This window comes from Pseudomonas sp. GM17 (genome assembly GCF_000282175.2).
Classification (GTDB): Bacteria; Pseudomonadota; Gammaproteobacteria; order Pseudomonadales; family Pseudomonadaceae; genus Aquipseudomonas; species Aquipseudomonas chlororaphis.
This window is the reverse complement of the sequence record NZ_CP124732.1, coordinates 5,350,166-5,368,741: the sequence shown is the minus strand read 5'-3', so window position 1 is coordinate 5,368,741 and position 18,576 is coordinate 5,350,166. Positions and strand designations below refer to the sequence as shown.

15 protein-coding genes and 1 pseudogene are annotated in these 18,576 nt (G+C 65.3%); 12 read left to right on the top strand and 4 right to left on the bottom strand.

Going from position 1 to position 18,576, the window contains the following annotated elements:
• Positions 1–44: 44 nt before the first annotated feature.
• From PMI20_RS23770 to PMI20_RS23760, 3 genes are all read left to right on the top strand, one after another.
• A complete protein-coding gene (locus PMI20_RS23770; RefSeq protein WP_007928217.1) occupies positions 45–1,349 on the top strand; it encodes an MFS transporter in 1,305 nt (434 codons plus the stop codon).
• A gap of 169 nt (positions 1,350–1,518) precedes the next feature.
• Complete coding sequence (locus PMI20_RS23765) at positions 1,519–2,748, top strand: Zn-dependent hydrolase (protein ID WP_007928219.1); 1,230 nt, start codon at positions 1,519–1,521, stop codon at positions 2,746–2,748.
• Positions 2,749–2,758: 10 nt separating this feature from the next.
• Positions 2,759–3,784 (top strand): histone deacetylase family protein, encoded by a 1,026-nt coding sequence (locus PMI20_RS23760; protein WP_007928221.1) that lies wholly within the window; start codon positions 2,759–2,761, stop codon positions 3,782–3,784.
• Positions 3,785–3,983: 199 nt separating this feature from the next.
• On the opposite strand, the gene PMI20_RS23755 is transcribed toward PMI20_RS23760, so the two are convergent.
• Positions 3,984–4,262: a hypothetical protein gene (locus PMI20_RS23755; RefSeq protein WP_007928223.1), complete on the bottom strand. Its 279-nt coding sequence runs from the start codon at positions 4,260–4,262 to the stop codon at positions 3,984–3,986.
• 514 nt (positions 4,263–4,776) lie between these two features.
• Between PMI20_RS23755 and PMI20_RS23750 the strand changes: the two genes are divergently transcribed.
• The 7 genes from PMI20_RS23750 (at position 4,777) to qhpG (ending at position 11,837) form a co-directional block, all read left to right on the top strand.
• On the top strand, positions 4,777–4,974 hold the full coding sequence (locus tag PMI20_RS23750; RefSeq protein ID WP_177323800.1) for a hypothetical protein: 198 nt from the start codon (positions 4,777–4,779) through the stop codon (positions 4,972–4,974).
• Positions 4,971–5,357, top strand: coding sequence for a hypothetical protein (locus PMI20_RS23745; protein WP_007928225.1), 387 nt, complete (start codon positions 4,971–4,973; stop codon positions 5,355–5,357). Before PMI20_RS23750 ends, PMI20_RS23745 begins: the two co-directional genes overlap by 4 nt.
• Positions 5,358–5,378: 21 nt before the next feature.
• A complete protein-coding gene (locus tag PMI20_RS23740; RefSeq protein WP_007928228.1) occupies positions 5,379–5,765 on the top strand; it encodes a hypothetical protein in 387 nt (128 codons plus the stop codon).
• A 466-nt stretch (positions 5,766–6,231) separates the two neighbouring features.
• Positions 6,232–8,148 (top strand): sigma-54-dependent Fis family transcriptional regulator, encoded by a 1,917-nt coding sequence (locus PMI20_RS23735; protein WP_007928230.1) that lies wholly within the window; start codon positions 6,232–6,234, stop codon positions 8,146–8,148.
• Positions 8,148–9,866: an ABC transporter ATP-binding protein gene (locus PMI20_RS23730; RefSeq protein ID WP_007928232.1), complete on the top strand. Its 1,719-nt coding sequence runs from the start codon at positions 8,148–8,150 to the stop codon at positions 9,864–9,866. The genes PMI20_RS23735 and PMI20_RS23730 overlap by 1 nt, the downstream gene beginning before the upstream one ends.
• The gene (gene qhpE / locus PMI20_RS23725; protein WP_007928233.1) at positions 9,856–10,533 is read left to right on the top strand and encodes a subtilisin-like serine protease QhpE; all 678 of its coding nucleotides are present in this window, start codon (positions 9,856–9,858) and stop codon (positions 10,531–10,533) included. The genes PMI20_RS23730 and qhpE overlap by 11 nt, the downstream gene beginning before the upstream one ends.
• Positions 10,530–11,837, top strand: a complete 1,308-nt coding sequence (gene qhpG, locus PMI20_RS23720) for a flavin-dependent monooxygenase QhpG (RefSeq protein WP_007928235.1) — start codon at positions 10,530–10,532, stop codon at positions 11,835–11,837. Before qhpE ends, qhpG begins: the two co-directional genes overlap by 4 nt.
• A 331-nt stretch (positions 11,838–12,168) precedes the next feature.
• Here the strand turns inward: qhpG and PMI20_RS23715 are convergent, their stop codons facing one another.
• Both PMI20_RS23715 and PMI20_RS23710 read right to left on the bottom strand, forming a co-directional pair.
• Positions 12,169–14,070: an amidohydrolase gene (locus PMI20_RS23715; RefSeq protein WP_007921872.1), complete on the bottom strand. Its 1,902-nt coding sequence runs from the start codon at positions 14,068–14,070 to the stop codon at positions 12,169–12,171.
• 220 nt (positions 14,071–14,290) lie between these two features.
• A complete protein-coding gene (locus tag PMI20_RS23710; protein ID WP_007921874.1) occupies positions 14,291–15,781 on the bottom strand; it encodes an aldehyde dehydrogenase family protein in 1,491 nt (496 codons plus the stop codon).
• 231 nt (positions 15,782–16,012) lie between these two features.
• Between PMI20_RS23710 and PMI20_RS23705 the strand changes: the two genes are divergently transcribed.
• The gene (locus tag PMI20_RS23705) at positions 16,013–16,402 is read left to right on the top strand and encodes an MliC family protein (protein ID WP_007921876.1); all 390 of its coding nucleotides are present in this window, start codon (positions 16,013–16,015) and stop codon (positions 16,400–16,402) included.
• A 211-nt stretch (positions 16,403–16,613) separates the two neighbouring features.
• Positions 16,614–17,057, top strand: coding sequence for a hemerythrin domain-containing protein (locus PMI20_RS23700; protein ID WP_007921878.1), 444 nt, complete (start codon positions 16,614–16,616; stop codon positions 17,055–17,057).
• Between the two features lie 236 nt (positions 17,058–17,293).
• On the opposite strand, the pseudogene PMI20_RS31045 reads toward PMI20_RS23700, so the two are convergent.
• Positions 17,294–18,238: pseudogene (locus PMI20_RS31045) on the bottom strand (methyl-accepting chemotaxis protein); the annotation flags it as partial.
• Positions 18,239–18,576 lie beyond the last annotated feature (338 nt).

The window sequence follows — 18,576 nt, the reverse complement described above, 5'->3', positions numbered from 1 at the left end:
TCCCGTTCTCTCCTGCCAGAAAAATAATCAAAGGAGCACGATCCATGAAGCCTTCAGCTTCGCCACAGCCGCGCCGTGCGGCCGCCGCCGCCTTTATCGGCACCATGATCGAGTGGTACGACTTCTACATCTACGCCACCGCCGCGGCGCTGGTGTTCGGCGCCTTGTTCTTTCCCTCCGACGACAAACTGTTCAGCACCATGGCGGCCTTCGGCACCTTCGCCGTGGGCTTCTTCGCCCGGCCATTGGGCGGCATCGTGTTCGGCCATATCGGCGATCGCATCGGGCGCAAGAAATCCCTGGTGATCACCCTGCTGATGATGGGCGTGGTCACGGTGTGCATCGGCCTGCTGCCGACTTATGCACAGATCGGCGCGGCGGCGCCGGTGCTGCTGATCCTGCTGCGCATCGTCCAGGGCATCGCCGTCGGTGGCGAGTGGGGCGGGGCGGTGTTGATGGCCGGCGAGCATGCGCCCAGGGGCCGGCGCACCTTCTTCGCTTCCTTTGCGCAGTTGGGCAGCCCGGCCGGGTTGATCCTGTCGCTGCTGGCCTTCAGCGCGGTCACCCGCCTGCCCGAAGAAGACCTGATGAGCTGGGGCTGGCGCCTGCCGTTCCTCGCCAGTGCGCTGTTGCTGGTGGTGGGCCTGGCAATTCGCCTGGGGGTCAATGAGTCGCCGGAATTCCTCGCCAGCCGCGAGCAGGCGCACAAGAGTCTGCGCAAGGAACAGGCGCCAGTGATGGAGGTGCTGCACAGCGCCTGGCGCCCGCTGCTGCTGTGCATCGGCGCCAACACCTTAGGCATCGCCGGGGTGTATTTCACCAACACCTTCATGATCGCCTACAGCACCCAGCAACTGGGCTTGCCGCGCTCGCTGATCCTGGAATGCTTGTTCGTGGTGGCGATCATCCAGTTCTGCATCCAGCCCCTGGCGGCCTGGACCGCCGAGAAGATCGGCGCCACGCGCTTCCTGTGCCTGGTGTCGTTGCTGGCCATGGCCTCGCCCTACCCGATGTTCGTGCTGGTGAGCAGCGGCCAGGCGCCGCTGATCATCCTCGGCATCGCCCTGGCGGTGGTGTGCATGGCGTCTTTCTATGCGGTGATCGCCGGCTACGTCAGTGGCATGTTCGAGACCCGCGTGCGCTACACCGCGATCTCCCTGGCCTATCAGATCTGCGGCGCCGTGGCCGGTGGCCTGACGCCGCTGATCGGCACCTGGCTGGCCCATCAATTCGCCGGCCAGTGGTGGCCGATGGCGTTGTTCTACAGCCTGATCGCGACCATTTCGCTGCTCTGCGTGCTGGCCCTGGCCCGTCGCCATGCAGCCGTCCACCGCCTGGAAATGGCTTGAGCCCCGGCTCTGTACGAAAAGTGGCTGCGCTCGGTCATGCTGCGTTAAAAACAGGCTCGGAATGCTCATTTAGGCCCCTAAACTCCGCTTCCTCGCCTGTTTTTGCCTTGCCTGACCTTCGCTCGCCGACTTTTCGTACAGACCCTAATCGAATCCGGAGAACCGAAGCATGTTGAAGATCAACGGTGAACGCCTGTGGGCGAGCCTGATGGCCATGGCCGAAATCGGCGCGACCGCCCGTGGCGGCAGCTGCCGCCTGGCCCTGAGCGAGGACGACAAGGCCGGGCGCGAGCTGTTTGCAAGCTGGTGCCGCGAGGCCGGCATGAGCCTGAGCGTTGACCCCATCGGCAACCTGTTTGCCCGCCGTCCGGGCAGTGACCCCGACGCCGCCCCGGTGATGATGGGCAGCCACCTCGACACCCAGCCCGAAGGCGGGCGCTTCGATGGCGTGTACGGCGTGCTCGCCGGCCTGGAGGTGGTGCGCCGCCTCAACGATCTGCAAATCCAGACCCGCAAGCCGCTGGAGGTAGCGGTGTGGACCAACGAGGAGGGCGCGCGTTTTACCCCGGCCATGTTCGGCTCGGCGGTGTTCACCGGGATCATGGACCTGGAGAGCGCCCTGGCGGTGCGCGACGCCGACGGCATCAGCGTCGTCGAGGCCCTGCACGCCACCGGCTACGCCGGTACGCGGCCCCTGGGTGGGGCGGTGGATGCCTACTTCGAGGCGCATATCGAACAGGGGCCGATCCTCGAAGACAACGCCAAGAGCATCGGCGTGGTCAGCGGTGGCCAGGCGATCCGCTGGCTCGACGTGCAGGTCGAAGGTATGGCGGCTCACGCCGGCACCACGCCGATGCCGCTGCGCAAGGATGCGCTCTACGGCGCCGCGCAGATGATCCTGGCGATCGAAACCCTGGCCACGGACTTTGCCCCCGAGGGCCTGACCACCGTCGGTGAGCTGAGCATCGCCAAGTCTTCGCGCAACACCATTCCCGGCCTGTTGCAGTTCACCGTCGATCTGCGGCACCACCGCGACAGCGCCATCGCCGCGATGGAGCAGGAGGTCCGCGCGCGGCTTGGCGCCATCGCCGGACAACGCCAGCTGAAGGTGACCATCAGCCCGCACTGGATCAGCCCGGCCACGCCCTTCGATACCGACTGCGTGGCGGCGGTGCAGCAGGCGGTGGACGGCCTGGGCTACGCTCAGCAATCGATCGTCAGTGGCGCTGGCCATGACGCGATTCACCTGGCGCGATTCTGCCCCACGGCCATGGTCTTCATCCCGTGCGTTGGCGGCCTGAGCCACAACGAAGCCGAAGACGTACTGCCCGAGGACGTGCGCCAGGGCACCGACGTATTGCTCAACGCCGTGCTGGCCCGCGCCGGCCAGGTCGAATAAGGAGAAGGTCATGCGCAGTTTTTTCCACCCCGAACAGTTGCTGCACCATCCGCGCAGCTATTACTCCCGCGGCCAGATGCGCACCCCGCAGGAAGTGCCCGAGCGCGCCCAGCGCCTGGTCCAGGCTGCGCACTCCCTGGGCTTTGAGGTGCTGCAACCGGAGGATGCCGGCCTGGAGCCGCTGCTGGCGGTGCATGGCGCGGCGTACCTGCAATTTCTCAAGGAAGCCCACCAGCGCTGGAAGGAGATTCCCGAGGACTGGGGCGACGAGGTGATGTCGAACATCTTCGTCCGCGAGCCCAACGCTCTGCGCGGCATCCTCGCCCAGGCCGCGCGTTACCTGGCCGATGGCAGCTGCCCGGTGGGCGAACTGACCTGGCGTTCGGCCTACTGGTCGGCGCAAAGCGCGATTGCCGGCGCCCGCGCCTTGCTCGACGGTGAACCGGCGGCCTACGCCCTGTGCCGCCCGCCGGGCCATCACGCCCGGGCCGAAGCCGCCGGCGGTTTCTGCTACCTGAACAACGCGGCGATCGCCGCCCAGGTACTGCGCGAAAAATTCGCCCGGGTCGCGGTGCTGGACACCGACATGCACCACGGCCAGGGCATCCAGGAAATCTTCTACGAACGCGACGACGTGCTGTACGTCTCGGTGCACGGCGACCCGACCAACTTCTACCCGGGCGTCGCCGGTTTCGCCGACGAGCGCGGCAGCGGCGCGGGGCAGGGCTACAACCTCAACCTGCCAATGGCCCACGGCGCCAGCGAAGCCGAATTCCTCGCCCAACTGGAAACCGCCCTGGCGGCGGTGAAAAGCTTCGACGCAAAAGTGCTGGTGCTGTCCCTGGGCTTCGACATCTACGAACTCGACCCGCAAAGCAAAGTGGCGGTAACCCGCGCAGGTTTCGCCCGCCTCGGCGAACGCATCCACAGCCTCGGCCTGCCGTGCCTGATCGTGCAGGAAGGCGGCTACCACCTGGAAAGCCTGGAAGACAACGCACGGGCATTCTTTGCCGAAGCTGGGGCCTGGAAGCTTTGAGCGCGGTGGCTGTCAGATCGTTTCGCATTCCTACAGGACGGCGATGGCCATGGCTCTGCAGGAGCGAGGCTTGCCCTCGATAAACCTCAGTGATAACGCGTTGCTTCTGTGTGTCCTCATACGAAAGCCCCTGAATCAAAAGATCCAGGGGCTTTTTAATGCCTGCAACAGACTGTCGCAGAGGACGTCGGGAAGGGGCTCAAGCGCTTAGAGACGGCCCTTGCATCGCCTTGCCCTGCGCCACATCCAGCAAGGCCACGCCATCGCTCAGCAGCAGCGAGGCGATATCGGCGATCTGGAACAAATCACTTTCATCCGCGGTACGCGCGGTCATGCAAGACAGGCTGTTCATCAGTTTGTGAATGGCGCGAACGCGCCGGTCGGCGCAGGCCAGCAAGTCCACCAGCGAGGCGCTGGAATCGATCAGCAGGACAGGATGCTCGGTGGCAGTGCTGTGAAGCGGGATATATCCGTTCATTGATGTAGCTCCTTGTGTGTGAGGAGCCATCACCCAAACTTCCTACAGCCTGGGTGGCGGCTGCACGCGGGGTAGGAAACCGGCACACAAGACCCGGTCACGCCGAAGCGTGCCCGCGTACAGCCGCCATAACGCATAGGCAGCAAAAAGCGCCCGCACAACTTGGGCGCTTGTACGCTTCTTGATGACGGGTTCCTACACCCGGACGCTGATTTGGCAGCGACCGGCGCAGAGTAATGACGCGCCTTCATGAGCGCAAGCCCCGACTCAATGACTGAACGTAACAGGGCCGCCAGCGAGCAATGTGCCTGCTCAGACCTTGATCCGGCTCTAGCGTCAGACAAGTTCAGGCACGCTTGTAGGACTCTCCTGAAATACACGTTTTTACCCTGTTCAAGTGTTCTATCCGCTTGAGCCGACAGATGACGGTCAGCACCATCCCCCCGCCTTATCAATAGCGCCAACACGCTCAACGGCTTGCTTGGACGCGTCGTTTATCAGGGAGGAGGGGGGTATGTGGCTGCGCCTTGAAGCCTTTTTAACGACGCCTATTGTCGGAACACTGTGCGTCGCACTGGGTGTTCCAACTGCTGGCTTAGCCTCGTTGGCTTGTGGTGTCGTGGTTGTAGGAAGTGCTTCTTTTACGGCTGGTGTCGTTGGTAACTCTGCCGGGGAAGCAATGGCCGAGAAAATTTATGAGGCGGTCAAATGAGCCTGAATACGGCAGACAAAATATTTCTGGTGGTCGGACTCGTCGATTTTGCAGGGATATTTATTGTGCTTGGTATCTGCTTGCACATGGCCTACACCAAGATGGACTTGATGTTGGATCATCTGAAAAACAGTGCTGTGCTCAGCACGCTGACCACGCTCAGGCACGGTGGCCCATGGGGGAAACTGATTCTGGTCGGGAGCATTTCCGGTTTTGTAACCTTCCCCCATTTTTACCTTAAGCGTGGCTGGGTCAGTGCCGAGGACTTGCTGGGTTTTCCTGCGGCGCTTAAGCGCAAGTTGGTCGTGCTGCAGTGGAGTGCGCTAGCGCTGATAGTGGTCATGACGGGCCTTGCGGCGGTGGTCAAGCTGGGTGTTGTTTGAGGTTATTTACGAGAGCCACAAATGAGTACCCCTGAGATTGCTTTCGGGTATCTGGGTGGCGTCGTGATTCTCGGCACACTTGTCTGGATTGGTGTCGCGTTGCACATGGCCTATACGAAAATGGATGAGCTCTTGGACCATCTGAAAAACTGTTCCGCCATCATGGCCCGCGCTCCGTTAAGACATGGTGGCCCTTGGGGGAAGCTGTTGCTGATTGGGGGGATCTCCGGGATCGTGACGTTTCCCGGTTTTTATCTCAAAAGGGGGGAGTTGAGTGCTGAGGATTTGAACAATTTTCCCCTGCCATTTAAACGAAAGCTGGCCGTGTTGCAGTGGAGCGTTATCGGGCTTCTGGGCTTTGCTGCTCTCCTATGGGTGATTGGCAAAGTTGTAGGTTGGCACCCATAAATCGTGTGTATTTCGGCCTGCCTGCCTGCCTGCCTGCCTGCAAAGCAAAGTGGCAGTGGCCCGTACAGGTGCGCCTGTCTCGGCGGATGCATCTGTAGCCTCGGCCTGGCAGTGCTGATTGCTGTGGTTGTGAGATTGCTTCGCGGGCAAGCCTCGCTCCTACGGAAACACCAGCATTCGTAGGGCGGCTGGGCGGTGCTCGATGGCCCGCGATGGGCGATAACGCGGGCGTCTTCTTTGCGCCATACGGCTCTTGCCATCCGCTTTACGTTAACGTCAAGATGCTCTGGCGCGGTTTTTCCCGTGGCGCAGGTTTTGCTTCTGTCAGTGGCAGGGCTGGCCGCGGGCCAAACTTCCCTTTACTGCCTTCTGAACCGGGTGTAGACATTGCCCATGGCTTGCGTGCCCCTCGCAACCCAAGGGAATGGACCGGGGAGGTGCCGGGCGGACCGATTCGGAGCGCTTGATGACGCTTATAAAAACAACAACCGGCGAGCTGCAGCACCAAGCCGGGCTGGCCCGCAGAAAACTCCATCTGGAAGGCGCAGTCCCCGATGGCGTATTGCGTGCGGAAATCGATGCGTCATGGCGGCGCAGCCTCAGCCATGGCGTGCACTTCAATGGCCAGCCGGAGCTGACCCTGGAATCCGGCGCCAGCCTCGAGGTGCTGCTGGCGAGCAATCGCCTGCTGCTCGACGCGGCGATACCCGCCATCGACTACCTGGCCGAGCGCCAGGGCAAGGACGGCCTGATTATCCTGGCCAATGCCGACGCCACCATTCTTGCGGTCGAAGGCCGGGCCGACCGGCTCAAGGGCAGCGGCGTGCAGGACATCACCCTCGGCGCCTGCTGGAGCGAAGCCACCCGTGGCACCAATGCCCTGGGCACGGCGCTGGTGGAAGCACGCACCACCCTGATCGACTGCGGCGAACATTACCTGGATCGCCTGAGCCATTTCTCCTGCACCTCGGTGCCCATCCATTGCCCCCAGGGCGAGATCCTCGGCGTGCTCGACCTGACCCGCGAAGGCCCGCTGGGCCGCATCCACGACAGCACCGCGCTGCTGAGCATGGCGGTCAGCCAGATCGAGAGCCGGGTGTTCAACAACAGCTTTCCCGAGCAGATTGTCCTGGCGTTCCACAGTCGTCGGCAGTATCTCGAATCGCCGTGGCAAGGCTTGCTCGCGGTCAGTCTCGGCGGGCAGATCCTGGCGGTCAGCGCCCAGGCCTGCCAGTTGTTGCGCGCCGAGCGTTCGGCACTGGTGGGGCGGCGTTGCGAAGAGTTTCTCGGCGTGGATGGCGTGCAACTGCTCGGCCGTTTGCAACAGGGCGGCATCGGCAGCCTGCAGACCGCCAAGGGCGAGTTTTTCTACAAGACCCTGCGCGCCCCGCAACGCTCGATCAATGTCAGCAGCGTGCCGCGCGGCACGTCGAAAAGCGCCCCCAGCCAGGCGCAGCCCGACCCGCAACTCGACACCCTGGCCGGCAGCAACAGCCGTTATGCCCGGGCCTTGCGCATGGCCCGGCAGGGCCTGGCCAATGCCTTGCCGGTGTTGCTGCTGGGGGAAACCGGCACCGGCAAGGAGGTCATCGCCCGCGCCCTGCACATGGCGGGCAGTCGCGCCGACAAGCCCTTTATCGCGGTGAACTGCGCGGCGATCCCCGAGGGCCTGATCGAGTCGGAGCTGTTCGGTTATCGCGAGGGCGCCTTCACCGGCTCGCGCCGTGGCGGCATGATCGGTCGCCTGCAACAGGCCCATGGCGGCACCCTGTTCCTCGATGAAATCGGCGATATGCCACTGGCCTTGCAGGCGCGCCTGTTGCGGGTGCTGCAGGACCGTAAGGTAGCGCCGCTGGGCGCCGGCGAAGAGCAGGACATCGATGTGGCGCTGATCTGCGCCACCCACCGCGACCTCAAGCAGCAGGTGGCCGACAAGCAGTTTCGCGAGGACCTGTTCTACCGGGTCAACGGCATCAGCGTGATGCTCCCGGCGCTGCGCGAGCGCGAGGACTTCGACGCGTTGCTGGAGGTCCTGCTGGCCAAGCTCGGCAGCCCCGGCGCGGCCCTGGCCGAGGACCTGCGCCAGTTGCTGGCCGGCTATCACTGGCCGGGCAACATTCGCCAGTTGGAGATGGTCCTGCGCACCGCCCTGGCCATGCGCGAGGCGGGCGACGCGGTCCTGGGCCTGGAGCACCTGCCCGACAGCATGCTTGACGATCTCAACGCCAGCGAACGCCCGGCCAGCGGCAGCATCCGCGAGAACCAGCTGGAGCTGATCCGCCAGGCGCTGGACAGCCACCAGGGCAATGTCTCCGCCGCCGCCGATGCCCTGGGCATCAGTCGCGCGACCCTGTACCGCAAGCTCAAGCAGTTGCGCAGCTGATGGCGCGCCTGCTCAGCCGGCTGGTGGACAGCCCAGACCCCGTGGCCCTGCAAGCCGCCTTGCGCTGGCTGTACGGGTTTATCCGCCCGCAGCGCCTGGCCATCGCCGGGTTGCTGGCGCTGTCGGTCTGCGCCTCGTTGCTGGTGCTGGTGCAGCCGTGGCTGACCAAGCTGCTGATCGACGACGGCCTGCTGGCGCGCAATTTCCCGAGGCTGGCGTGGATCGCCGGGCTGATGATTCTCGCCGGGCTGCTGGGCACCGCGCTGTCGGGCATCAACCGCTACCTGCACACGCGCCTGTCGGGGCGGATCCTGTTCGCCCTGCGCGACGACCTGTACCGCCATTTGCAGCGCCTGTCGCCGGGCTTCTACGGCCAGCGGCGAATCGGCGACCTGATGTCGCGGCTCGATGGCGACGTCGCGGAGATCCAGCGTTTTGCCGTCGATTCGCTGTTCTCCGCGGTGTCCAGCGTGATCGGCCTGGTGGTGGCCCTGGCGCTGCTGGTGACCCTGTCCTGGCAGCTGTCGCTGCTGGCGCTGCTGCTGATTCCGCTGGACGTGCTCTGGCTGCGCTGGATGCGGCGCAAGGTCGAGCGCGATGTGCGGCAATTGCGCGAGCGTTCGGCGGACATGTCGTCGTTCATGGTCGAGACCCTTCCGGTGATGAAGTTCATCCAGGGCGCCGGCCAGCAGCAGCGCGAAGCCCGGCGCCTGGAGCAGTTGGGGCAGGGCTACATGAGCCAGTTGCTGCGCCTGCAGGTCAGCGAGTTCTTCACCCAGGCGGTGCCCGGCACCCTGACTTCGCTGTCGCGGGCCTGTGCGTTCCTGATCGGCGGTTATTGGGTGGTGCAGGGCACCTGGCAGTTGGGCGCACTGATCGCCTTTTCCACTTACCTGGGCATGGCCGTGGGGCCGGTGCAGAGCCTGCTGGGGCTGTACGTGGCGATCCAGCGCATGAGCGTCAGCCTGGGCCGGGTCATGGAGCTGCGCGGCGAGCAACCGAGCGTGACCACGCCGGCGCAACCGTTGCCGATGCCCAGCGGTGGCGAGCTGTCTTTTCGTGATCTGCACTTCAGCCACCCGGGGCGGCCGAGCACCCTGCGCGGCATCGAGGCACGCATTCCCTATGGCCTGAAGGTGGCCCTGGGTGGCGGTTCCGGGGTCGGCAAATCGACCCTGATCGACCTGCTGCAACGCCACCACGACCCGCAGTCCGGGCAGGTGCTGCTGGACGGTATCGACCTGCGCCAGCTCGACCTGTTCGAGCTGCGCCGGCGCATCGCCGTGGTCAGCCAGGACATCGTGCTGTTCCGCGGCAGCCTGGCCGACAACCTGGCCTACAGCGTGCCCGACGCACCGCGCGCGGCGGTGGCCGAGGTGGCGCGGCTGGCGCAACTGGACAGTCTGATCGAATCGCTGCCCGAGGGCCTGGACAGCCCGTTGGGCGAGCGCGGCCAGCAGCTGTCCGGCGGGCAGAAACAACGGATCGCGATTGCCCGCGCGCTGCTCCAGGACCCCTTGATCCTGGTGCTGGACGAAGCCACCTCGGCGGTGGACGAAAGCACCGAGCGCGAAGTGATCGAGGCCATCGACCGGCTGTTCGCCGGACGCACGCGGATCCTGATCAGCCATCGGCCGTCGACCCTGGCCGACGCCGACCTGCGTTTCGAGCTGGTGGACGGCGTGTTGCACTCCGTGAAGGTGCCCCATGAAGCCTGAGCTGCGGATCGGCGTGGTCGACAGCGGGCATACGGCTGTGCAACGCCCGCAGGTGGTGGCCGGGCGGCGCTTCTACCTGGTGGAAGACGGGGTCGGTGAGGGCGACTTGCGCGAAGATCCCCTCGGCCACGGCAGCGCGATCATCGAGGCGATCAGCGCGCGGGCGCCCCAGGCGCGTTTCTGTGTGGCCCAGGTGTTCGATCAGCGCGGGGTGACCAGTGCGCTGCAGATCGCCAGCGCCCTGGACTGGCTGGTGAGCCAGCAGGTGCGATTGATTAACCTCAGCCTGGGGCTGCGCCAGGACCGCCGCCTGTTGCGCGAAGCCTGTGCGGCCGCCCTGGCCCGTGGCGTGCTGTTGTGCGCCTCGACGCCGGCCCAGGGCGAGGGGGTGTACCCGGCGCGTTACCCGGGGGTGCTGCGGGTCACCGGCGATGCCCGTTGCACCCCCGGCGAATGGTCGTGGCTCGACAGCCAGCAGGCCGACTTCGCCGCCTGTGTGCAGGGCAGCCACCCCGGCCAGTCCGGCGCCAGCCTGGGCTGCGCGGCATTGAGCGGGCATATCGCCCGCTACCTCGGCGAACACCGCGACGCCGATAACCCGCAGGTGGTCCAGTGGCTGCGGACCCACGCCCGCTATCACGGCCCCGAACGGCGCGGCTGGACATGAGGCCGATCCTGGTGCTCGGCGCCGGCCCGGCGGGGGCCGCGGTGGCCCTGGGCTTGCGCCGCCTGGGTTACGCGGTGGCGCTGGTCAGCGAGTGGCGGCGTTTCCCGGCGCTCGAAGGGGTGTCGCTGCGGGTGCTCGAAGCCTTGCGTGGCGCCGGCCTGGGGCGTGGGCTGGAGGCGGCGTTGCAGGCGTCCCAGCGTCAGGTGGTGTGGAACGGCCAGAGCCATGGGCAGAACGTCGAATACCTGCTGGATCGCCCGCGCTTCGATCGCGGCCTGCGCGAGGATCTGCGCGAGGCCGGGGTCGAGCTGATCGAGGGGCGGGTGCTGGAGGTGCAGTCGACGGCGAACGGACATCGGCTGCGGATCGAGGGGCAGGCCGAGCGCCTAACGGATTTTCTGGTGGAGGCCCGCGGGCGCCAGGCGCCTGCATTGAGTAAAGAACTGGGCAAAGGCCTGCGGGGCCCGGAAACGCTCAGCCTGCTCAACCGCTGGCAGGGCGCGCCGGGCACCACCGCCAGCGCCGTGCACAGCCTGGAAGACGGCTGGGCCTGGATGGCGCGCCAGGCCGACGGCCAGTGTTACTGGCAACTGACGGTGGACGTGGCCAGCGCCGCGCTGCCGGGCAAGGCGCAGTTGCTGGATTACTGCCGCCAGCGGCGCCAGGCTTCGGCCCTGGCGCGGGCGTTTTTCGCTGACGGGCCGCAGCACGATGTGCAGCTGCACGCACGCAGCAGCACGGCGATCCTCTGCCCGCAGGTGTGTGGCGCCAACTGGATTCGCGTGGGCGATGCGGCCATGGCCGTGGACCCGCTGTCGGGCAACGGTATCTTCCAGTCGCTGTCCTCGGCATTGCAGGCGCCGGCGGTGATCAACACGCTGCTGCAACGGCCCGAACGGGCGGCGCTGGCGCAGCGCTTCCATGCCCGGCGGGTGGAGCAACTGTTCCTGCGTTTTGCCCGCATCGGCCGCGATTTCTACGCCGACGAGCAGCGCTGGGCCGAACAGCCGTTCTGGCAGGTGCGCCGGCAATGGCCGGACCGCGAGCCGGCGCATCGCGTCGCGGACTTTTCCGCCCTGCGTATCGAGCGCGCCCCGGTATTGCGCGACGGCCTGGTGGACGAAGCCGAGGTGGTGATCACCCCGGACCAGCCGCTGGGCATCTGGCATGTGCAAGGGGTGGAGCTGGCGCCGTTGTTGCGCCGCTTGCCCAACGAACCGGCGCAACAGCTGCTGGCGGGTCTGAGTGCGGAGCAGGACAAGGCCGTGCGCGGCTGGTTGCTGGGGCAGGGATACCAGCCCTGATGCGACGGGGCGGCTTTTGTAGCCGCTGCCGCAGGCTGCGATCGGCGGCGCAGCCGCCGCAAAGGCACCAGCGATCGATCGGCGGATGTGTGGCGCCTGGGCGAATGATCGCGGGCAAGCCTCGCTCCTACGAAATCAACGTACCTGTCATGGCTGGCGCAGCCGCCGCAAAGGCGCCAGCGATCGATCGCCGGATGTGTGGTGCCTGGACGATTGATCGCGAGCAAGCTCGCTCCTACAGAAGATGAGACGCCCTTGTAGGAGCGAGGCTTGCTCGCGATCCGCGCAGCGGCCATCCAAACCCCGCCGCCCGGCTTGCGACAGCTAACGGTCAGCGATCGGGATTGACGTACACCCGGTGGCCGCCTTTCCAGGTTTCACAGACCTTGATGTCCCTGATGCTGGTGGCCGGCACTTTCTCGTCGAGGGGATCCTGCTCGAGAATCACCAGGTCCGCGAAATAACCGTCCTGCAGGGACCCGGTCCAGCCTTCGGCGTGGCACTGCCAGGCCGCGTCATAGGTGATGGCTTTCAGGGCCTGCTTGCGCGTCAGGCATTCGGCTTCATTGAGGATCGGTTGCAGCCTTGGGTCGTGGACGAACCGCCCCTGGGCATCGCGAATGCCTTCCATCTTGCGGGTCACCGCCTGCTCCATGGAGCGCAGCGGCCCCAACGGCGTTACCGAACAGTCGCTGTGCAGGGTCATTCTCAGGTTGTGGTCCAGGGCCGACTGGCACAGGTCGAGCATCCGCTCGGCCTTGCCTTCGAAGATCGCCTGTTTGAAGGCATAGCCCCAGTAGCCGACATGACCGATCAGGAAGCTTGGCGACAGGCCCAGGCGCTGCAGGGTCTGCAGGGTGCCCGCGGTCAGCAGCGAGCAGTGCTCGATGCGGTGGCGTTTTTCCAGGGCGCTGCCGCCCTGCAAGGCCGCCTCGTAGGCTTGCAGGGTGAACTCGATGGCCCGGTCGCCGTTGGCATGGATCATCAGCGGCCAGCCGGTTTCGACGGCATTGCGCACCACGGTCTTGTAGGCATCGGGTGGGGTGACCGGGGTGTGGTCCTGGTCGCAGAAATTGAAGTTGCCCACCGGCCGCGTCGCCTCGCAGCAGTAGCGCGTGGCCTGATAGCCCGTCAGCCCCTGGTTGGAGCCGTCCGACACCAACTTGACCGAGCCCTGATAGAAGCGCTTGGCCTGTTCCCGGCTGACCGGCTGGTAGCGCGGCAGCTTGCCGATGGCCTCGGGCGTGCCATCGCAGGCGGCGGCATAACCGATCCGCAGCTTCCTGGGGCGGGTCAGGAAGTAGGCGCCCAGTACCCGCTTCGACTGGGGGTCCATCATCGCGTCGTAGAGCAGGGTGATCCCGCGGCGCGACGCCTTGTCGAAGTAGTCTTCGAGGTGCTTGAAGATATTGAGTATTTCCAGCTGCTGCCTGAGGGGAATGCTCTTGATGGCGGCCAGCACCTGGGCTTCCTGCAGGACACCGTTGTCGGCCCTGACGCCGGTCTTCTTGAACACCGCATCGCTGGCCGCGGTGTTCAGGTAGGCGGTGTGCATGGACGCGCTGATCAGCAGCATCGGATGCTGCTTGTCGATGGTGTCCAGGTTGCCGATGTCGTCGCCGGGGCCGCAGTGGAAGGTGATGAGTTTGTTCAGGCCGTGGGGTACGACCTGGAAGGGCATCAGCGCCGGATCGACCTGATGGCCGAGGATCCAGGTCGAGTTGTCCTTGGGCAGGTTGGCCTGGATGGTGCTTTTCAACCAGAGCCAGTCATAGGTGGGCCGTAGCCGCTGGTTCTTGTGCTCATCGGGGTTGTCGGTATCGATGGCCCCCAGGTTCAGCCAGCCTTCCATGGCACAGCTCTGCACGATATGGGCGTGGGGTTCGATCAGGCCGGGCAACAGGGTCCTGCCGTTCAACGACTGCTTTTTGTAGGTGATGCCCAGGGTTTTCATGCGGGCTTCGACGGCGGCCAGGGTGCCGGATGCGACCACGTCGCCGGCGTGGATGCCCAGGGCCTCGACCCGTTCGTCCATGTTGCCGTCGCGCAAGGGGTAGATGGTGCCGTTGGTAAAGATGATGGACTCGCCGGCCGGTTCCTTTGCCAGCTCATTGGCGTCCTGTGGCTGGCTGGCGGTATGGCTGGCCGGGTCGAGTGTGTCCTTCAGAGCGTTCCAGATGGGGTTGTGGCATCCGCATTGGACCCCGTCGTGATCATATCCATTTGATCCCATGATGCTTCCCTCGGGTTTTCGGTGGTGATGAGGTGTGGGTTGAAGGTGGGTGAGCCAGGCTCGCAGGGCAGCTGTCGAGCCGGCTCGGGCTGAGCGTAGCAGCCGTTCGGGGCGCGGGCCGGGCAGCGGGTCGGCGACCCTGAACCAGTCGTCGGGAGACGCCGGACAGACCCCGGCGTCGCCGTTGAGGAGCGCTTGTGCTATGGGCTATCGCGGGTCGTCAGAGCTTGATCAGCACCGATTTCAGCTCGGTGTAATGCTCGATCGCCGCGTAACCCATTTCCCGGCCCACGCCGGACATCTTGTAGCCACCGAACGGCAGCGCCGGGTCGAGGGCGCTGTGGCAGTTGACCCAGACCGAGCCGGACTTGATCCGCGGGATCATCCGGTGCACCGCCGCCAGGTCGTTGGACCAGATGCTCGCGCCCAGGCCGTAGGGGCTGTCGTTGGCCATGCGCAGGGCATCGGCCTCGTCGTCGAAAGGAATGGCCACCAGCACCGGGCCGAAGATCTCTTCCTGCACCAGCGAGTGCTGCTGGTCGACGTCGACGATTACCGTCGGCTTGACGAAATAGCCGGGGCCGAACCGCTCGCCGCCGCAGGCGATAGTGGCGCCGCTGTCCCGGCCCATCTCGATATAGCGCCAGACCCGTTCCTGCTGCCGGGCGGAGATCAGCGGGCCCATGTCGACGCTGGCGTCCAGGCCGCTGCCGAGCTTCATGGCGTTGGCGATGCCGGCGATATCGGCCACCACATTGTCGAAGTGCTTGCGCTGCACATACAGCCTGGAGCCGGCGCAGCAGACTTGGCCCTGGTTGAAGAAGATCGCGCTGGCGGCACCGGCCGCGGCGCTGCCCAGGTCGGCATCGGCCATGACGATGGTCGGCGACTTGCCGCCCAGTTCCAGGGTGACCCGGGTCATGGAATCCATGGCGATCTTGCCGATTTCCTTGCCCACTGCGGTGGAGCCGGTGAAGGTCAGCTTGTCCACCCGCGGGTTGTGGGTCAGGGCGGCGCCCGCGGTGATGCCGGTGCCGGTGACTACGTTGAACACGCCGTCGGGGTAGCCGGCTTCCTGTACCAGTTCGGCGAGTTTCAGCGCGGTCAGCGGGGTTTCGTCGGCCGGCTTGAGCACCACCGTGCAGCCGGTGGCCAGGGCCGGGCCGAGCTTCCAGCAGGCCAGCAGCAGCGGGAAGTTCCAGGCGACGATGGCGCCGACCACGCCCACCGCTTCGCGGCGGATGAAACTGTGGAACTGCTGGTCGGGCATCAGCGGCACGGAGACCTCGACGCTGCTGCCTTCGATCTTGGTCGCCCAGCCGGCCATGTAGCGCAAAAAGTCGATGGCCAGTTGCACGTCCATGACCTGGGCCACCGCGGCGCTCTTGCCGTTGTTCAGGCACTCCAGTTGCGCCAGCAGCTCGGCGTCGCGCTGCATCAGGTCGGCGAGTTTCCACAGCAGGTTCTGCCGTTCCCGCGGGCGGGTGCGGCTCCAGGGCGAATCGTCGAAGGCCTGGCGCGCGGCCAGCACCGCGCGGTCGACATCGTCCACCGTGGCCCGCGGCACCACGCACAGTTGTTCGCCGGTGGCCGGGTTGTGCAGCGGCATGGTCTGGCCGTCGGCGGCCTCGACCCATTCGGCGCCGATCAGCATGCGCGGGGCGCGCTGGATAAAGGCGGTGGTGGCGGGGAGCAGGGTTGCAATAGCCATGACAGAACCTCTTGTTATGCGTGAGGCGAGGGCTTTCGCAACCGCTGTGCCAGTTTTTAATTGCGATTAACTATATGATTTTAATAGGGTTTATTTGATGTGACGGAAGGGCTGCGGATACAAGCTGTCGCAAATTGCGAATGCCTTGAGACACCCCGGCCTGAACTTATGGGGGCCTGCTTCGTCGTAAAGGGGCCTGTCATGAAAGTGCACTGAACAAGGAGCTGTACATTGAAGATTGCAACGATTCTGGGAACCACCTTGCTGCTGGCGCCGTTGTTCGCCCAGGCCGCGACGACCCCGGCCGAGCCGGAACTGCCGGCGTACCAGAGCAGCCTGGCCAGCTACCGCTGCGAGGGTGGGGTAGAGGTGCAGGCGGCGTACCTGAACATCGATAACGGCGCCTCGTTCGCCACCCTGTATTACAAGGGCCAGCTGATACCGATGCATATCGCCCGCGCAGCCTCCGGCGCGCTGTATGTCGCCGACGACGAGCAGAACAGCTACCGCTGGCACACCCAGGGCGACAGCGGCCTGTTGAGCTTCCTGGAAGCCGACCACACCGCCAAGGAACAGCAACTGCTCAAGGACTGCCAGGAGCAGAAGACCGAGGAGCAGTAACGCCTGGCCCCCATCCGCCTGTAGGAGCCAGCTTGCTGGCGAGAGGTCGGCACGGACCCTCTGGTTTTCGCGTCGAACGCCAGTCCGTCATCGCGAGCAATCGAGCGTCGACCGGCTGCTCCTACAGAGGGGGGACGGCCATTATCTGCGGTTGAACTGCCGTCGAACGGCCAGTGTCTAGTCAAGACAAGCCTGCCGTGGAGATGTGCCCGTGAACATATTCGAAGCCCTGCGTGAGAGCCATGAACGCCAGCGCGGCTACGCTGCCGAACTGATGCGCACCTCGGGGGACAGCCCCGAACGCAGCGCGGCCTACGCCCAGCTCAAGGCCGAAGTACAGGCCCACGAGACGGCGGAGGAACGCTTCTTCTACCTGCCGTTGATGGAGCACGACAACGGCGTCGACCTGAGCCGGCACGCGATTGCCGAGCACCACGCGATGGACGAGCTGATGGAGGCATTGGACGACACCGAGATGTCCAGCCCGGCCTGGCTGGCCACGGCGAAGAAGCTGGTGGACAAGGTGCATCACCACCTGGTGGAAGAAGAACAGAAGTTCTTCCAGATGGCCGGCAAGATCCTCGACGACAAGCAGAAGGACCAGTTGGCCAACGGTTACGTGAAGGAGTACCGGCAACAGCTGGCGGCCGACTGAGACGGCCCTCGAAGAATAAAAAAGCCCGCGCATTGGCGTAATGCCGATCAGTTAAGGCCTTTTGTAAGCGCGAGCTTGTCTCCGGGCGGCGTTCCGACGAAGAGCTCCAGCACACCGCGTTAAACCGGGCAATACGCGTTATCGTTGACGTTTTTCGCGAGCAAGCTCGCTCCTACAGGGTTTGCGCATTACTTGTAGGAGCGAGCTTGCTCGCGATAAACCCGTACACCCCGAACCTAGCGGTTGAAACGCTCCACCAGCGAGTACTGGGTGGTGGCGGTGCGGGTCAGTTCCTTGCTCAGTTCGGCCGAGTGATGGGCCTGCTCCGAGGTCTGGTCGGCCAGTTGCGCGATGGTGCTGATATTGCGGCTGATTTCCTCGGCGACCGCGCTCTGCTCCTCGGTGGCCGCGGCGATCTGGGTGGTCATCTCGGTGATGTTGGCCACCGCCTCGCTGATGCCCAGCAGCGCCTGGTCCGCCTCCAGTACCCGGGCGACGCCTTCCTCGGCCTGGCGCTGGCCGCTTTCCATGCTCTGCACGGCGTTTTGCGAGGAACTCTGCAACTGGGTGATCAGCTCATGGATCTGCTGGGTGGATTGTGCGGTGCGCTGGGCCAGCTGGCGCACCTCGTCGGCCACCACCGCGAAACCGCGGCCCATGTCGCCGGCGCGGGCTGCTTCGATGGCGGCGTTGAGCGCCAGCAGGTTGGTCTGGTCGGCGATGCTTTTGATCACATCGACCACGGTGCCGATCTCGTCGCTGTCCCTGGCCAGTTGCGCCACGTTCTGCCCGGTTTCGCCGACCACCTGGGACAGGCGTTCGATGGCTTCACGGGTATCGCGGGCCACTTCGCGCCCACGGCCGGTCAACTGGTTGGCTTCCTGGGTGGCGTCGGCGGTGCGCTGCACATGGCTGGCCACTTCCTGGGTGGTGGCGGCCATCTGGTTGACCGCGGCGGACACCTGCTCGGTTTCCACCCGCTGGCGGTCCAGGCCACGGGAGCTGTCGCTGGCCAGGGTATCGGAGCGGCTGGCCAGGGCATTGAGCTGTTCGGCGCTGTCCTGCAGGCGGGTAAGGCAGGTTTGCAGCCGCGCGTCCTGGCTGACGAAGGCGGTTTCCAGGCATGCCTGGGGGCCGTGGGCGTCGCTGTACATCTGCGCGATCAACGGGTCGCAGGTGGACGAGTCGGCCAGTTGCAGCAGGCGCCGGGCGGCATTGCCCTGGTGCTGCATCGCCAGCAGCGCCAGGGGCACGGAGAGCCCGGCGGCCACCGCCAGCGCCAAAGGCGGCGCCAGCCAGAGGCCGCTCAGGCCACCGGCCAGGCCCGTGGCCAGGAACGGCGTCCAGCCCAGCAGGGCCGGTTGCCAGCGATGCCGACGGGGGATGGCCGGCTGCTTGCGGTTGAGACGCTGGTAGAGGCCTTGCGCGCGGCGGATCTGTTCGGTGCTGGGTTTGACCCGGACCGATTCGTAGCCGACGATCCGGCTGCCCTCGAAAATCGGTGTGACGTAGGCGTTGA

Bases quoted from the DNA above. Each gene is read 5' to 3' on its own strand.
- PMI20_RS23760 (WP_007928221.1), top strand. From the start codon at position 2,759: ATGCGCAGTTTTTTCCACCCCGAACAGTTGCTGCACCATCCGCGCAGC.
- PMI20_RS23735 (WP_007928230.1), top strand. From the start codon at position 6,232: ATGACGCTTATAAAAACAACAACCGGCGAGCTGCAGCACCAAGCCGGG.
- PMI20_RS23730 (WP_007928232.1), top strand. From the start codon at position 8,148: ATGGCGCGCCTGCTCAGCCGGCTGGTGGACAGCCCAGACCCCGTGGCC.
- PMI20_RS23745 (WP_007928225.1), top strand. From the start codon at position 4,971: ATGAGCCTGAATACGGCAGACAAAATATTTCTGGTGGTCGGACTCGTC.
- PMI20_RS23755 (WP_007928223.1), bottom strand. From the start codon at position 4,262: ATGAACGGATATATCCCGCTTCACAGCACTGCCACCGAGCATCCTGTC.
- qhpE (WP_007928233.1), top strand. From the start codon at position 9,856: ATGAAGCCTGAGCTGCGGATCGGCGTGGTCGACAGCGGGCATACGGCT.
- qhpG (WP_007928235.1), top strand. From the start codon at position 10,530: ATGAGGCCGATCCTGGTGCTCGGCGCCGGCCCGGCGGGGGCCGCGGTG.
- PMI20_RS23715 (WP_007921872.1), bottom strand. From the start codon at position 14,070: ATGGGATCAAATGGATATGATCACGACGGGGTCCAATGCGGATGCCAC.
- PMI20_RS23750 (WP_177323800.1), top strand. From the start codon at position 4,777: ATGTGGCTGCGCCTTGAAGCCTTTTTAACGACGCCTATTGTCGGAACA.
- PMI20_RS23740 (WP_007928228.1), top strand. From the start codon at position 5,379: ATGAGTACCCCTGAGATTGCTTTCGGGTATCTGGGTGGCGTCGTGATT.
- PMI20_RS23765 (WP_007928219.1), top strand. From the start codon at position 1,519: ATGTTGAAGATCAACGGTGAACGCCTGTGGGCGAGCCTGATGGCCATG.
- PMI20_RS23710 (WP_007921874.1), bottom strand. From the start codon at position 15,781: ATGGCTATTGCAACCCTGCTCCCCGCCACCACCGCCTTTATCCAGCGC.
- PMI20_RS23770 (WP_007928217.1), top strand. From the start codon at position 45: ATGAAGCCTTCAGCTTCGCCACAGCCGCGCCGTGCGGCCGCCGCCGCC.